A 14215-nucleotide genomic window follows, 5' to 3' on the forward strand; every position below is an offset into this window, starting at 1 on the left:
AGGCGATCGCAATTCCGCAAATGGACCACAGCGCTGAACGACCGCGCTGGATAACGGTGCGGGACGCCGGCCGGATAGAGGTGAACGGCCCCTCGGCGGGCGCTCCCTGAACCGGTGTTTTGTGCTTCAGATGATACGCCCAACGGACCCGCTGCAACCAAACCAACACTGGAGATAATGATGAGCAGGTACATGGCACCGCTGCGCGATATGCGCTTCGTGATGACGGAACTGGCCGGCCTGGGCGACCTGTCCGCATTGCCGGGCTTCGATGAAGTCACGCCCGAACTCGCCGAGGCGGTGCTCGACGAAGCCGCCAGGCTCGCGACCGAAGTGCTGGCACCGCTCAACAAATCCGGTGACGAGCAGGGCGCACGCCTGACGCAGGACGGCGTGGTGGCAGCGGACGGTTTTGCGAAAGCCTACCGGCAGTTCGTCGCCGGCGGCTGGAGCGGCCTGTCGGGCGATCCCGAGTTCGGCGGCCAGGGGCTGCCCGAGTTGCTGCAGGCGGCGACCGTCGAGATGTGGAATTCGTCCAACATGGCCTTTGCGCTGTGTCCCTTGTTGACGGCGGGCGCCACCGAGGCGTTGCGTCAGCATGGCTCGGCAGCGCTCAAGGAACGCTATCTGCCCAACCTCGTCAGCGGTGCATGGACGGGCACCATGAACCTGACCGAGCCGCAAGCGGGCTCGGATCTCGCCGCCGTGCGCACGAAGGCGGTGCCCGAAGGCGACCACTATCGTCTCTCCGGCCAGAAGATCTTCATCACGTGGGGCGATCACGATATGACCGACAACGTCATTCATCTGGTCCTCGCACGCACGCCGGACGCACCCGAGGGCGTGCGCGGCATTTCGCTCTTCGTCGTGCCCAAGTTCCTGCTGAATGCCGATGGCTCCATCGGGCCTCGCAACGACGTGCACTGTGCGTCGCTCGAACACAAGCTCGGCATTCACGCGAGCCCGACCTGCGTGATGAGCTTCGGCGATCAGGACGGCGCAATCGGTTATCTGGTTGGTCAGGAGAACAAAGGTCTCGCGCATATGTTCACGATGATGAACGAGGCGCGCCAGAAGGTCGGTATCCAGGGGCTCGCGATGGCGGAGCGCGCCTATCAGCAGGCCCGCGAATATGCGAAGGAGCGTGTGCAGGGACGGCTCGCAGCCGGCCGCTCGGCGGGCGCGGTCGCCATCATCCATCATCCGGATGTGCGGCGCATGTTGCTGACGATGAAGTCGCAGGTTGAAGCGATGCGCGCTTTCGCGTACGTGATGGCCGCCGACATGGACCGCGCGCACCGCGACGCCGATGCCGATGAGCGCGCCCGCCGCCAGGCGCGTGTCGATCTGCTGATCCCCGTGTTGAAGGGCTGGTGTACGGAACTGGGCGTCGAAGTGGCGTCGACGGGTGTGCAGGTGCACGGCGGCATGGGCTACATCGAAGAGACGGGCGCCTGCCAGTTCCTGCGCGATGCGCGCATTGCGCCGATCTACGAAGGCACGACCGGCATCCAGGCGGCCGATCTCGTGGGCCGCAAGCTTGCGGCCGATCAGGGTGCAGCGATGCGCGAACTGCTTGCCGGGATGCGTGAGTCCGAGCTGGAACTCGCGCGCAGCACCGATCCACAAGTGACGGCTATTGGCATGGCGTTCGCGGCCAGTATTGAGGCGCTCGACGCTGCCACCGCATGGATGCTGCAGGCGTTGGCGAGCCAGCCCGACGCAGCGCTTGCCAGTTCCGTGGACTACCTGATGCTCACCGGCTACGTGTGCGGCGGATGGCAGATGGGGCGCGCGGCGCTTGCTGCGGCCAGAGAGATTGCAGCGAATCAGGATCCGGACTTCCATCGCGCCAAGCTCGCCACCGCAGGTTTCTACGCCGACAAGGTGTTGCCCAAAGCCAATGCGCTTGTGGAGACGATTCGCAGCGGCGCATCGAGCGGCTCGGGTCTGGCCATCGAACAGTTCTAGGCCAGGCGGCGCGCGTCACGAGAAAGCGCCGCTGCATCGTAGGCGGTTTGGAATCCGAAATAAATTGCAGACGAAGTAATGAAACGACTTGCGTGCCTCGCGCTGATTCCGGGCGCGATATGCACCAGCGCGATGGGGCAGAGCGCGGGCAGTGTCATCACCAGCGTGGGTGGCGCCTGGCTCGACTTTGGCCCGTCGTCCGCCACCTCGTTGCAGAGCAGTTCGGCGTTGGGCACGTTCACGTCATCGGGAACGGGCGGTCAGATTCATAACACGTTCACGCTGAAGCTTTCGACCACCTATTTCGTGACGGACCATATTGCGCTGGATCTGGCAACCGGCGTGCCGCCCAAGCTCAAGCTCTACGCGCAGGGCAACGCGACACCGTTCGGCGCGGGCGGCCCGTCGCTCGATCTGGGAAATCTGGCGCCGCTCGCCACCACCCGCGCGTGGTCACCCGTGCTGTTCCTGAAGTATTTCTTCTTCGACGCGCAGACGAAACTGCGCCCGTTCGTGGGCGTCGGCGCGAACTATACGTGGTACTCGCATACTGAACTCAATCCCGGCTTCAGCGAGGCGTTGACGCAGGTCGTGGGACCGGGCGGCCAGGCCAAGGCGTCGCTCAGTCCGTCATGGAATCCCGCGTTCGAGGCGGGCGTCTCGTACAACATCAGCAAGAACTGGTACGCCACTGCGTCGGTGACGTATCTGTCGCTCAAGACCAATGCGACGGTCAGTGCCGTGGCCGCGAACGGTCAGACGGTGCTGTCCAGCAAGACGCACATCACTGCCGATCCGGTCATCACCTTTATCGGGATCGGCTACCGGTTCTAGTCGCCGCCGCCGGTACCCCGTATCCTGCGTGCCCCATCCCGCTTGACGCTGCGGCCCGCCCCGGGCCCCAACGCGCTGTCTCTCCCGCCTGCATTTCGGAAAGCTTTTTGCAAGAAATATCTTGCAGATGCGAATTACTCGCATTATCATTTGCATCTGGATTGACCTTTCCCTTAATAACCACCCGCTACGAGCGCTCCACGTCTCGTGCAGACTTTGCTGCACGAGCGCTTGCGTGCGCCTGCGCTCAATCAGAACACCATGCAGAAGCCGTTTTCCGTAAAACGTTTGGCGTTTGTCCGCGGCGCGAGCCGCACTCCCTCGCTTCTTAGTGCCGCGCTTCTGGCGAGCGCCGGGCTCTCGCTCTCCACGCTTTCCGCGCCTGCACGCGCGCAAACCGTCGCAGCGGATGCGGTGACGTTGCCCGCCGTCAGCGTGACCGCATCGGCTTCGGATGCGGCCACGCAAACCGACAAGGTCAGCGCCGGCGCGCTGGGTTCCCGCAAGCAGGTCGACACGCCTTTTTCGACACACGTGGTATCGAGCGAGGAGGCCGACGATCTGATGGCGTCGACCGCCAACGATCTGTTCCAGTACGATCCCGCCACCGCCGTCAGCAGCAGCAACCGGGTCAGCGAAAATTCGATGTTCACCGTGCGCGGGTTACCGGTCGACACGCTCCACGGCATCAAGGTGGACGGTCAGAGCTTCCCTTCGTGGGACACGGATCTGCCGCTCGAACCGTTCGAGCAGGTGCAGTTGCTCAAGGGGCTGTCGGGCTTCATGTACGGCTTCGGCTCGCCCGGCGGGATCGTCAATTACGTCCTGAAACGGCCTACCGACGAGCCGTACCGGAGCATTTCGGTGGGCTACGAGTCGGCCGGCGTGTTCAGCGAGAAGGTCGATCTGGGCGGCCGCTTCGGCACTGACAATCGTTTTGGCTACCGCCTGAACCTGGTGAACGAAGACGGCAACACCGCGGAGCCTAACGGTCACGTGCGCCGTCAGGTGGCGTCGCTGGCGTTCGACTTCCGCATTACGCCGGATCTGACCTGGAGCGCCGACGCGTTCTATCAGAAGCGCAAAACCAACGGCACGCTGTTTGGCCTGATGTTCGGTTCGGGCCTGGGAATTCCCGACGCGAGCTCGATCAATCGCGATCTTACCCAGCCGCAAAACTACTACGAAACGGAGATGGCTTCGTTCGGTACGGGTCTCGACTATCGTCTGTCCGAGAACTGGCACGCGAGCCTGAAGTACCGTTTTGCCAAGGAAAATCGCACCAACTCGGATAGCCTGATCTACGTGACGGACAGCGCGGGCGACTATTCGAACACGCTATACGCCGCGTTGACGCGCTACTTCTACCAGAACGTCGACGCGATGGTGCAGGGGCAGTTCAATACCGGCAGCATCAAGCATGACGTGGTGATCGGCGTGGGCTTCCAGTCGCAGACCAGCGAATACGACAACAGCGAAGGATGGAACGAAGGCTATAGCCTCGGCATGGGCAATCTGTATGGCAGCAGCTTGCTGACGAATGCCGAGGTCGGCATTGGCGAAAATCTGTACCGCCAGTCGCGCACCACGCAGGCCGCGTTGTACGCCAGCGATACCGTGCAATTCACCTCGCGTTTGTCGGCCCTGCTCGGCCTGCGCTACACGCAGTTTCGTCAGGACGTCTACGCACCGAGCAGCGCTGTGACCTCGCAATACAGCGCGAATCCGGTCACGCCGACGGTGGCGCTGATGTTCAAGACCGATCCGTACTCCACACTTTATGCGAGCTATGTGGAGTCGCTGGAGCAGGGCGGTTCCGCATCGAACACCAACCTCAACTATCCGGACACCTTCGGACCGTTGCGCAGTAAGCAGTACGAAGTCGGCTTCAAGACGGATCACAGGAAGTGGGGTGCCAATCTGGCGTTGTTCCGTGTCGACCAGGGCTACAACTACACCAACACCGAAAACGTCTTCGTGCAAAACGGCACCAAACGCTACACCGGTGTCGATGCAAGCGGCTGGCTCGCGCTCACCAACGAGTGGCGTGTACTCGGGGGCGTGATGTGGCTCGATACGAAGGCGGTGGATATCGACGACCCGAACATCGAAGGCAAACGCATCTACGGTGCGCCGCGCTTCACGGTGACGGGCCGCGTCGAATACAACCCGTCTTACCTGCGCCCGCTGACCCTGGCGTTTGGCGGCAAGTACGTCGGCAGCGAGGCGGTGGACGCGGCCAATACCCAGTTCGTGCCGTCGTATGTCACGTATGACCTGAGCGGCAAATACGAAACGCGGATCGCCGGTAAGGACGTGACCTTGCGTGCGGGGATCAACAACCTGTTCAACCGCCGCTACTGGACCACCGCGTGGGGCTACTACGTTTCGCCATCGCCGACGCGTACCGCCGTGGCGAGCGCGACGATGCAGTTCTGAATGCGGACCGTCAGCACGTTTCGACGCGCGGTCTTCGAGGCCCTATCGCAGCCGCTGCGATGGGGCCGCATACGTTCGACGCTACGCCTATGAGATCGATCTTTGTCCGCCTGCACCGCTGGTTCGGTATCGGCACGGCGCTTTTTCTGTTCGTCTCGGGCCTGACGGGCGCGATTATCGTGTGGCATCAGGAACTGGACGCGTTGTTAAATCCTGAGTTCTACTACGCGCATTCCACGGCGCCTGCGCTGCCGGCGCTCGAACTGGCCAATCGGGTCGAGGCGGCAGATCCGCGTTTGCGTGTGACCTATCTGCCGCTGGGCATCGTGCCGGGCCAGACGCTGCAAATGCGCGTGCGCGGCCAGCTCGATCCGGCAACCGGCAAACCGTATGTGCTGGATTTCGACCAGATCGCGGTGGATCCCGGCACGGGCCTCATCCAGGCCCGGCGCGAGTGGGGCGCGCTGTCACTCAGGCGGCTCAATCTGATGCCGTTCCTCTACGAGTTCCACTACACGCTCTATTTGCCCACTACCGGCAACGGTATCGCGATCGGCGTGTGGCTGCTGGGCATCGTCGGGATCGTCTGGTTGTTCGATAGTGTGATCGCGCTGGTCCTCGCCTTTCCGAGCCTCAAGGCGTGGCGCAAGTCGTTCGCGTTTCGCGTGCGGCGCGGCGGCTATACGCTCGCGTTCGACCTGCATCGCTCGGGCGGCGTCTGGGTGTGGGGACTGCTGTGCGTGATTGCGCTGACTTCGGTTTCGATGAACCTAGAGCGTCCGGTAGTGCGTCCCATCGTGGCGCTGTTTTCGAACCTGACGCCCGACCCGGAGAGTAACCCGGAGTTGCAGGCGACCCAGCCGAAAGGTGCCGCGAGTTTGAGCCGCGAGCGGATCGTCGAGTTGGCAACCGCTGCGGGACACAAGATGAACTTGCGTGCCGAGCCTGGGGCGACATTTGAATTCGCCTCGCTGCATCTCTACGCGGTGGGCTATTTCGAGCCGGGTGGTTTGTACGCCGACGGCCATCTCGGCAATGCCTGGACCTATTGGGACGCGAGAAACGGGCGCGAGGTGGGCGGCACGATACCCGGTCAGGGCACGGCGGGCGATATCTTCCTGCAGGCGCAGTTTCCGTTGCATTCGGGACGCCTTTTCGGGCTGCCGGGCCGCATCCTCGTCAGCTTCGTGGGTGTGATGGTGGCGCTGCTGAGTGCCACCGGCCTCGTCATCTGGTTCAGGAAGCAGAAGGCACGGCGTAGCACCGCGCAGCGGGTGAAGGCTGGCCAATCGGCACTCGTCCAATAGTCTGCATGCTCCACGCTGGATGTTCGACTGTAGGCAACTGCGAGCGGGTTTGGCACACGTCTATAATCTCCCACGAATTCGACTCGGGACATCCAACCAGTGAAAACGATTATCGCCGTCGCGCTTGCTGCGCTCGCCCTGACCGCCTGCGCGTCGTCCTACGAAAAAGAGACCCAACGAGACAACGACTTCGCCCGCTCCGAGCGCCTGCTCGAAACGGCACAGAGGAATGCCACGGTGAACTGTCAAAGCCAGGCGCAATGCGACCAGGCCTGGCAATGGACGAAGTCCTACGTGGCCCAGCATTCGGAAGAAACGATAATCCGCGCGGACGCGCTCGCGATCGAGTCCGACGTGCCGGGCAGTTCGGGCCACGCGGTGTATTCGGCCACGCGCACGGCGAAGGGTGCTGGCGCGACGCTCACCTTATACGCGCAGTGCAAGGGCATGTACGGCCCGGATCGTTCGATGGGCTCGGACTATGACGAGTGCGTCAAGAAGATCGTCACGACGCAGAACGGTTTTGCCGTGTTCCTTGAGCAGCACGTGAGCGCGCGTTGACGAGGGCTCGCCTCGTTCAACCCGCCTCCGTCTCGCTGTGCGGCTCGGGCAGTCTGCTGCCGCCCTGCATGAACAGCACGTGATAATGATCGGGAATGCCAGGCAATTCGCGCAGATTGCGCTCGGCTTCATCGAGGACGCCGTGGAAGCAGTTCGAGCGATGGCTCATGCCCAGCACCGACAGTCCGGTCTCAGGCAACGCTTCGATGGCATTGCGCGTCGTGCGCAACACGAAGGTCGGCAAGGCGTCCGGGCCGCCGGAAAAATTCAGGGGGCGGTTCATTCAGGCCGCGGTGCGACGCGTCATCAACCGTTCGAACGCATCGACGATCTGCTGGACAAAGGGATTTTTGTGCGCCAGGGTTCCTGAGCTGCGCTCGTAGTGGGCGAGCATCGTCGCGTTGGCCTCGAAGACGAACACCTGGCGGTCGGGCAGCACGGTGAAGTCGATCCCGCCGTAATCGAGATCGAGCCGGCGGCCGATGGCGGCAATCGCCTGCAAGGCCCGCTCGCCGAGCGCGGCGGCGGGATTCTCGAGGAAGCGTCGCTCCTCGTCGAGCTTCCACGCGTGGCCTTCCATCTCCGCGGAAAAGTAATGGACCATCCACTGGCGTGAAATGGCCAGGTGATAGGGAAACGGCTCGCGATCGACGAATATCATGCGGTACTTGCGGTAATAGCCGTCCGCGCCGCGAGTGTCGCGAAATGCGGTCAGGTATTGCCGGCCTTGACGTTCGTGTAGTGTCGTCGCGAGTGCCGCCAGGTTATCGCAGAGCACCAGTCCTTCGCCGCCGTGCGTGGCGGCGGGGCGTACTAGCACGGGTAGGGGGAGGGCGCTATCGGCGAGTAGGGTGGCAAGTGCTGCGGGAACTATGGGCGCTACGGAAGCCGCAGAAGCCGCAGATGAAAAACGCTCACTGTCGACACCAATGCACCGCGCAACCTGCACGTCGAGCAGATCGCCAAGCAACTGCGGAATCCGGTCGCGCGCCGTCCGTTCGATCCCGTCCGGCGGGTTGAGCAGCGGACGCGCTTCATGGCTGGCAAGGTGCGAGAGGAAGCGATCGAGCCGCCCGGCAAGCGGCGCAGCCACATCCGGTTCGCCAATGGCGTTGAACACGAGATCGAACGGCGGCAGTTGCGTGTCTTCTGTGTCGGCAGCGTAGTCAATGGCGTATTTGATGCGGCAGTTGACGGCGCCGGGCAGCAGCGCGTCGAACGGCACGTTGCCCGAGGCGCGCGCCGCGCACAGTACCAGCACCCGGCGCACCTGGCTGGGCGCCTGTTCGACGAACACGCGCTGGATGCGATAGGCGCGCTCGCGATACGCATTGGCTTCTGCGTGACGTCCCGCGCCGGCGTAAATCGCGGCGAGATTCTGGCAGGCAATCGCGACGTCCGGATCGAGCGTCAGCACGAGTTGGTACCAGTTGGCGGCGATCACGTGATCGCCCTTCATGAAGTAACCGGTGGCGACGTCGCAGAGGTTCGATACGCTGGCTTCGGCGGCGCGGCTCGCGTACGCGTCGAGCGTGTGGGCGGCAATCAGATGGGCGAGCGCGCCGAGTTCGTCGCCCGTTGCGCGTTTTGCCTCGGCGAGCGCGCGATGCTGCGCCGGGTCGAGCGGAAAGGCAGGGAGTGTGTCGGCTGGCGATGCGGCTGAGTGATGGGGATCTCGGGTCATATTCCTGCGGGAAGGGCGTCATGGCGAAGCGCCAGCGCGCGTCCGAAGAATAGGGCGCGCGCGAGAGATGCAGATTACAACCGATCGCGCGTCCGTTACAGGAATTTACGGGAGGCCAGGATGGAGGTTTAGAAGCGCAGCCCCGTCGAGCAGCCGCCTGCGAGCGCGCCACCGCTGCCGCCGGCGGCGCCGCAGAACACACCGCATCCCGAGAGTGCAACGGACAGCACGACGCCCGCAAACACAGCGCGAATCACAACGCGAGCGAGAGACAAGCTGCTCCGAGGGACTGCGGACCCACCGGCTGCGCAGTTGTATTTGCCTGATTGCGAAAGCTCGTGATGGCCGCAAGGCGAACGGATCACGCTGGACGGGTCGGACGGGAGATGAACGGGCATAAGAAAGCTCAACGCAGTAGCAAGGGGCAGGACGAGCGCCGCAATCGAAAGCCAGTCGTAAACTCTAAACTGCAGGCGTCCGAACGAGGCACGACCCTAACGCAGCACCCTGTGGCGCTCAAATACGCAAATTCCGAAAATCAGAGGGCATCGTCGACTTGCAGGTCGAGTCTTGCACCTGGCTCCCTGATAGAATGCGTGGGCCGCAACGTAGTGGACTGCAGATGAGATTGCTTGATGCGTTAGTTGAACAACGTATAGCCGCCGCGGCAGCGCGCGGCGAGTTCGACGATTTGCCCGGAGCACGCGCCGCGCACGCGCTGGAGGACGATGTCCAGGTTCCTCAGGAAGTGCACGCCGCGAACCGCATCCTGAAGAACGCAGGCTTCGTGCCGCCCGCTGTTGAACAGTTGCGCGCGCTGCGCGACCTGCATGACGAACTGAACGCGGTCAGCGATCGAAGCGCGCGTTGCCGTCTCCACGCCCGCATGCTTGCGCTCGACATGGCGCTCGAATCGCTGCGCGGCGGCCCCCTGGTTCTACCACGCGAATATTGCCGGCGGATTGCCGAGCGGCTTTCCGAACGGGCTGCGGGCAGTGCTGCCGGCGCGCTTGACGGTGAACCGGAGTCGCCGTGAGCGAGCCGCTCACGGAACCCGCGGCTCTCCCCGCCGCGTTCACGGAACGCGATCTTCGCTTCATGAAACTGGCCCAGGCCGCCGCTGACGAAGCGCGTGCGGCGGGTGAAGTGCCGGTCGGCGCCGTGCTGGTTCGCGGCGACGAGGTCATTGCGAAGGGTTTCAATCATCCCATCGGGGCGCACGACCCCTCCGCTCATGCCGAAATGGCCGCGTTGCGGTCCGCGGCGCTGGCCCTGGAAAACTACCGATTGCCCGGCTGCGAGTTGTACGTAACGCTTGAGCCTTGTTTGATGTGCGCCGGCGCGATCATGCATGCGCGCATCGCCCGGGTGGTGTTCGGCGCCCGCGATCCGAAGACGGGCGCGTGCGGGAGCGTGGTTGACGCGTTTGCCAATCCGCAACTCAACCATCACACCACGGTGTTGGGCGGTGCACTGGAAAGCGAATGCGCCGCGGCGCTCAAATCTTTCTTTGCGGACCGGCGCCGTGCCGTACGAGCCGCGCGCGATGCGGCCCGCGGCGAACCCGGTGCAGTCGAGCCACTCTAAAAGTTATCGCCTCCATCACTGTCGATCATGATCGCTCACCGCACTTTCGAACTGATCGCGCCCTCGGGTTATCCGCATGATGCGGATGCGATTCACCGCGCGCTGCATCGCTTGCATGCGCAGGGGCATCGTGTCGAGGGTGTCAACGCAACCGAGCGCCGCTATCAGCGCTTCGCCGGCACCGACGGCGAGCGCGCCGCCGAGTTGAACCGGCTGGCCGACCCGTCGCGCAAGCTGCCGGACATCGTGCTCGCCGTGCGCGGCGGCTATGGTGCGGTGCGCATTCTGCATGGCCTCGACTACGACGGCTTGCAACGGCGGCTGACCGATCAGCCGGTCGCGTTCGTCGGCCATAGCGATTTCACCGCCATCCAGTTGGCTTTACTGTCGCGCGCGGGGCTGAAAACCTTCGGCGGCCCGATGTTGATGGGCGACTTCGGCGCGGAGAATCTCAGCGAAGTCATGACGCAGCATTTCTGGTCGACCCTGACCGCACCAACTGTTACGCTGACCTGCACGGTCCCGCAAGTTCAGACGGTGGACGTCAGCGGCACGCTGTGGGGCGGCAATCTGGCCGTGCTGGCCTCGCTGGTCGGTACGCCTTATATGCCGCCGGTCGAGGGCGGCATTCTGTTTGTCGAAGACGTCAACGAACAGCCGTTCCGGCTCGAAAGGTCGCTCTATCAACTGCATCTCGCGGGGATTCTCGAGCGGCAGCAGGCGCTGGTGCTGGGCGATTTTTCGGGCGGCAAGCCTTTCGAGTACGACAACGGCTACGACCTGAACGCGATGATCGAGCACATCCGCTCGGTGATCGGTATTCCGGTGATTACGGGTCTGCAGTTCGGGCACATCCCAAACCTGGTGACGCTGCCGGTCGGCGCCGACGCGCGTCTCGTCGCCGACGCGCACGGTTTCAGGTTGACGGCATCGGGCTATCCGCACCTCGGTTGACGGGTGTGGGCGCAGGTGGAGCGAAGCGGGCAATGCCCGCTTTTTAATGTGCCAATAACGCAACTAACGGTCAGTGATTTCCCGCGCCCACAAATATGGTTGCGCGGCGACGCCCCTAGCTTTTGTTGACAAAATTAGCCTCCAGAACGTGGGGAAATTGTCTGCTGATTAGGCAGGCGCAAGGCAGGGCGGGCGGCCGGGCCAACCTGATCGACTTGAGCTATCGCCTCGGCTTTCGATTGTCGAAAATTCAATATAGAAATTGTTGACAATCTTTGTGTCCAACCTATGATGAGACACATAACGGAACGCACATTATGTCGACTCCCTCCTCAGCTACCTCGAATGGTTCGAAGCCCGAAGCGATCGCCGAGCGCATCCGCGCCGCGATCCTCGAACATCGGCTGGCGCCCGGCGCCAAGCTCACGGAAGCCCAGTTGTGCGAAGTATTCGGCGTCAAGCGCGGACCGATCCGCCAGGCGCTCGCATCGCTGGCGACTGACCGGCTCGTCGATCTCGAGCCGAACCGTGGCGCTTTCGTCGCGAGTCCGTCGCTGCAGGAAGTGCATGAGGTGTTCGAGATGCGCCGCATCATCGAACTGGCGGTGGTGGAGCGGATCTGCGCCGGACACGGTCCGCGTCGTTTGAAGAGTATCGGCAACATGATTGGCCGCGAGCGTAAAGCGTTCGAAACGCGCGATTTTTCCGCGTGGATTCGCCTCTCGGGTGAATTTCATACGGAGTTGGCATCGCTCACCGGCAATACGGTGTTGTGCGACTGTCTGAATGGACTGGTTGCACGCTCAACCTTGATTTCGGCTTTGTACGAGTCGCTCGGCCGCAGTCCGTGTTCGTTCGAAGACCATGAAGCCATTCTCGCCGCGCTCGACGCCGGCGATGCCGGCAAGGCAGCGGCCCTGATGTCGCGCCACCTGCAAAGCGTCGAACTGAAGATGCTCGACAGGCCGGCCAGCGGTGCAGCGGATCTGCACGAAGTGTTCGGCGCAAGGCCCGGAAAGAGCACGCAACCTGTGATGTGACCTGCCTGAGCGCGCCTGGCGGCGCGCGTAAAACGGGCATGGGTGCGCACCGCACCAGATAAGAACTGATGAATCATCGCGAACCGGCGGTGTGGCGAACTTCGCCCATACGGCCTGCACGCGGCCGTTCGCAAAAGACCGTGTAACACGAATAACGCGAAAAACGCTTCGCCGCGAGAGCGCGGCAAATGGCGAAGCGATAACTACAAGTACTTAGTTGTACAGATAAGTACGGAGACTGCCGCGGCACCGCCATGCGTGTGCTGTCCAACCCGATAGGGAAGGGCGCTGTGCGTGCCGGATGCATTGCCCGTCGATGCGTAATCGACGGTCCCTATATTCCAGGAGGAGCCATGGCTCAGTTCAGTGCAGCACCGCATAATCCCGCTATCCCTGCTTTCAACGACGAGAGTCCGGTCCCCGAACCCGGTGTGCCTGCCGGTTACAGCGAGCGCCTTTATAACGAAGATCTCGCACCGTTGCGCCATCAGACCTGGAGCGCGTACAACATCTTCGCCTTCTGGATGTCCGACGTGCACAGCGTGGGCGGCTATGTGTTTGCCGGCAGTCTGTTTGCACTGGGTCTCACTAGCTGGCAAGTGCTGATTGCGCTCTTGGTCGGCATTACCATCGTCAACCTGTTGTGCAACCTGATCGCCAAACCGAGCCAACAGAACGGCGTACCGTATCCGGTCGCGTGCCGCGCGACATTCGGTGTACTCGGCGCGAATCTGCCGGCGGTGATTCGGGGGCTGATCGCGGTGGCATGGTATGGCATTCAGACTTACCTCGCATCGAGCGCGCTCGTAATCGTGGTGCTGAAATTCTTCCCGCAGTTCCTGCCCTATGCGGACGTGCATCACCATGGCTTCATGGGACTTTCCACGGTCGGCTGGGGCGGCTTCATGCTGCTGTGGGTCCTGCAGGCGCTGGTGTTCTGGCACGGCATGGAAACGATCAAGAAGTTCATCGACTTCGCGGGACCGGCCGTGTACGTGGTGATGTTTATCCTCGCCGGCTATATGGTGTGGCGCGCGGGTTGGCAGAACATCGGCATCAACCTGGGTGGGGTCAAATATCACGGGCTCGAAGTGGTGCCGGTGATGATCACGGCCATCTCGCTGGTGGTGTCGTATTTCTCGGGTCCCATGCTGAATTTTGGTGACTTTTCGCGCTACGGCAAGAGCTTTCGCAGCGTAAAACGAGGCAATTTCTGGGGCTTGCCGGTCAACTTTCTGGCCTTCTCGCTGGTGACCGTGGTGACGACCGCTGCCACGCTGCCGGTGTTCGGACAATTGATCACGGACCCGGTGGAAACGGTCGGACGTATCGACTATCCGATCGCCGTGATTCTCGGTGCGCTGACCTTTACGATCGCGACCATCGGGATCAATATCGTGGCTAACTTCGTATCGCCTGCCTTCGATTTTTCGAATGTGGCGCCGCGCCTCATCAGTTGGCGCATGGGCGGGATGCTGGCTGCGGTGGCGTCGATCTTCATCACGCCGTGGAACCTGTTCAACAATCCTGCGGTGATTCACTACACACTCGACGTGCTTGGCAGTTTCATCGGTCCTTTGTATGGTGTCCTGATCGTTGACTTCTACCTCGTGAAGCGTCAGAAGATCGTGCTGGACGATCTCTACACCGTGTCTGAAACGGGCTCGTACTGGTATCGCAAGGGTGTGAATTACAAGGCCGTTGCCGCCTTGCTGCCCGCTGCGGTGATTGCGGTGATCTGCGTGATGGTGCCTTCGCTCAACGGCATGGCCAATTTCTCGTGGTTCATCGGCGCGGCGCTCGCTGCCGTGTTCTATCGTGCTTTGACTATCCGGTAA

General features: G+C 62.5%; 13 protein-coding genes. 10 read left to right on the forward strand and 3 right to left on the reverse strand.

The features are described 5' to 3' along the window. Window positions 1-180: 180 nt before the first annotated feature. The 5 genes from P3T43_RS01705 to P3T43_RS01725 all read left to right on the forward strand — a co-directional run bounded on the left by P3T43_RS01705 (window position 181) and on the right by P3T43_RS01725 (window position 7112). Window positions 181-1971, forward strand: coding sequence for an acyl-CoA dehydrogenase C-terminal domain-containing protein (locus P3T43_RS01705; protein WP_429279284.1), 1791 nt, complete (start codon window positions 181-183; stop codon window positions 1969-1971). 78 nt (window positions 1972-2049) lie between these two features. Further along, window positions 2050-2805: an OmpW/AlkL family protein gene (locus P3T43_RS01710; RefSeq protein ID WP_429279285.1), complete on the forward strand. Its 756-nt coding sequence runs from the start codon at window positions 2050-2052 to the stop codon at window positions 2803-2805. A 261-nt stretch (window positions 2806-3066) separates the two neighbouring features. Further along, a complete protein-coding gene (locus tag P3T43_RS01715) occupies window positions 3067-5244 on the forward strand; it encodes a TonB-dependent siderophore receptor (protein ID WP_429279588.1) in 2178 nt (725 codons plus the stop codon). 89 nt (window positions 5245-5333) lie between these two features. After that, window positions 5334-6551 (forward strand): PepSY-associated TM helix domain-containing protein, encoded by a 1218-nt coding sequence (locus P3T43_RS01720; RefSeq protein WP_429279286.1) that lies wholly within the window; start codon window positions 5334-5336, stop codon window positions 6549-6551. A gap of 99 nt (window positions 6552-6650) precedes the next feature. Beyond that, window positions 6651-7112, forward strand: a complete 462-nt coding sequence (locus tag P3T43_RS01725) for a hypothetical protein (protein ID WP_429279287.1) — start codon at window positions 6651-6653, stop codon at window positions 7110-7112. Window positions 7113-7128: 16 nt separating this feature from the next. Here the strand turns inward: P3T43_RS01725 and P3T43_RS01730 are convergent, their stop codons facing one another. The 3 genes from P3T43_RS01730 to P3T43_RS01740 form a co-directional block, all read right to left on the reverse strand. Further along, window positions 7129-7395 carry a hypothetical protein gene (locus P3T43_RS01730; protein WP_429279288.1) on the reverse strand — a complete coding sequence of 89 codons (267 nt, stop codon included), beginning with the start codon at window positions 7393-7395 and terminating at the stop codon, window positions 7129-7131. Continuing rightward, window positions 7396-8796, reverse strand: coding sequence for a hypothetical protein (locus tag P3T43_RS01735; RefSeq protein WP_429279289.1), 1401 nt, complete (start codon window positions 8794-8796; stop codon window positions 7396-7398). It abuts the gene before it with no gap. 128 nt (window positions 8797-8924) lie between these two features. Beyond that, window positions 8925-9071: a hypothetical protein gene (locus P3T43_RS01740; RefSeq protein ID WP_429279290.1), complete on the reverse strand. Its 147-nt coding sequence runs from the start codon at window positions 9069-9071 to the stop codon at window positions 8925-8927. A 347-nt stretch (window positions 9072-9418) separates the two neighbouring features. Here P3T43_RS01740 and P3T43_RS01745 point away from each other — a divergent pair, with 347 nt between their 5' ends. From P3T43_RS01745 to P3T43_RS01765, 5 genes are all read left to right on the forward strand, one after another. Beyond that, window positions 9419-9832: a DnaJ family domain-containing protein gene (locus tag P3T43_RS01745; protein ID WP_429279291.1), complete on the forward strand. Its 414-nt coding sequence runs from the start codon at window positions 9419-9421 to the stop codon at window positions 9830-9832. Further along, on the forward strand, window positions 9829-10383 hold the full coding sequence (tadA, locus tag P3T43_RS01750) for a tRNA adenosine(34) deaminase TadA (RefSeq protein WP_429279292.1): 555 nt from the start codon (window positions 9829-9831) through the stop codon (window positions 10381-10383). The genes P3T43_RS01745 and tadA overlap by 4 nt, the downstream gene beginning before the upstream one ends. Window positions 10384-10410: 27 nt before the next feature. After that, complete coding sequence (gene ldcA / locus P3T43_RS01755; protein WP_429279293.1) at window positions 10411-11337, forward strand: muramoyltetrapeptide carboxypeptidase; 927 nt, start codon at window positions 10411-10413, stop codon at window positions 11335-11337. A gap of 317 nt (window positions 11338-11654) precedes the next feature. Continuing rightward, the gene (locus tag P3T43_RS01760; RefSeq protein ID WP_429279294.1) at window positions 11655-12377 is read left to right on the forward strand and encodes a GntR family transcriptional regulator; all 723 of its coding nucleotides are present in this window, start codon (window positions 11655-11657) and stop codon (window positions 12375-12377) included. Between the two features lie 353 nt (window positions 12378-12730). Beyond that, entirely contained in the window at window positions 12731-14215 is a 1485-nt protein-coding gene (locus P3T43_RS01765; RefSeq protein ID WP_429279295.1) for an NCS1 family nucleobase:cation symporter-1, read from the forward strand.

Source organism: Paraburkholderia sp. GAS41, assembly GCF_050436545.1.
Taxonomy (GTDB): Bacteria; Pseudomonadota; Gammaproteobacteria; order Burkholderiales; family Burkholderiaceae; genus Paraburkholderia.

Bases quoted from the DNA above. Each gene is read 5' to 3' on its own strand.
- P3T43_RS01710 (WP_429279285.1), top strand. From the start codon at position 2,050: ATGAAACGACTTGCGTGCCTCGCGCTGATTCCGGGCGCGATATGCACC.
- P3T43_RS01765 (WP_429279295.1), top strand. From the start codon at position 12,731: ATGGCTCAGTTCAGTGCAGCACCGCATAATCCCGCTATCCCTGCTTTC.
- P3T43_RS01745 (WP_429279291.1), top strand. From the start codon at position 9,419: ATGAGATTGCTTGATGCGTTAGTTGAACAACGTATAGCCGCCGCGGCA.
- ldcA (WP_429279293.1), top strand. From the start codon at position 10,411: ATGATCGCTCACCGCACTTTCGAACTGATCGCGCCCTCGGGTTATCCG.
- P3T43_RS01720 (WP_429279286.1), top strand. From the start codon at position 5,334: ATGAGATCGATCTTTGTCCGCCTGCACCGCTGGTTCGGTATCGGCACG.
- P3T43_RS01730 (WP_429279288.1), bottom strand. From the start codon at position 7,395: ATGAACCGCCCCCTGAATTTTTCCGGCGGCCCGGACGCCTTGCCGACC.
- P3T43_RS01705 (WP_429279284.1), top strand. From the start codon at position 181: ATGAGCAGGTACATGGCACCGCTGCGCGATATGCGCTTCGTGATGACG.
- P3T43_RS01760 (WP_429279294.1), top strand. From the start codon at position 11,655: ATGTCGACTCCCTCCTCAGCTACCTCGAATGGTTCGAAGCCCGAAGCG.
- P3T43_RS01715 (WP_429279588.1), top strand. From the start codon at position 3,067: ATGCAGAAGCCGTTTTCCGTAAAACGTTTGGCGTTTGTCCGCGGCGCG.
- P3T43_RS01735 (WP_429279289.1), bottom strand. From the start codon at position 8,796: ATGACCCGAGATCCCCATCACTCAGCCGCATCGCCAGCCGACACACTC.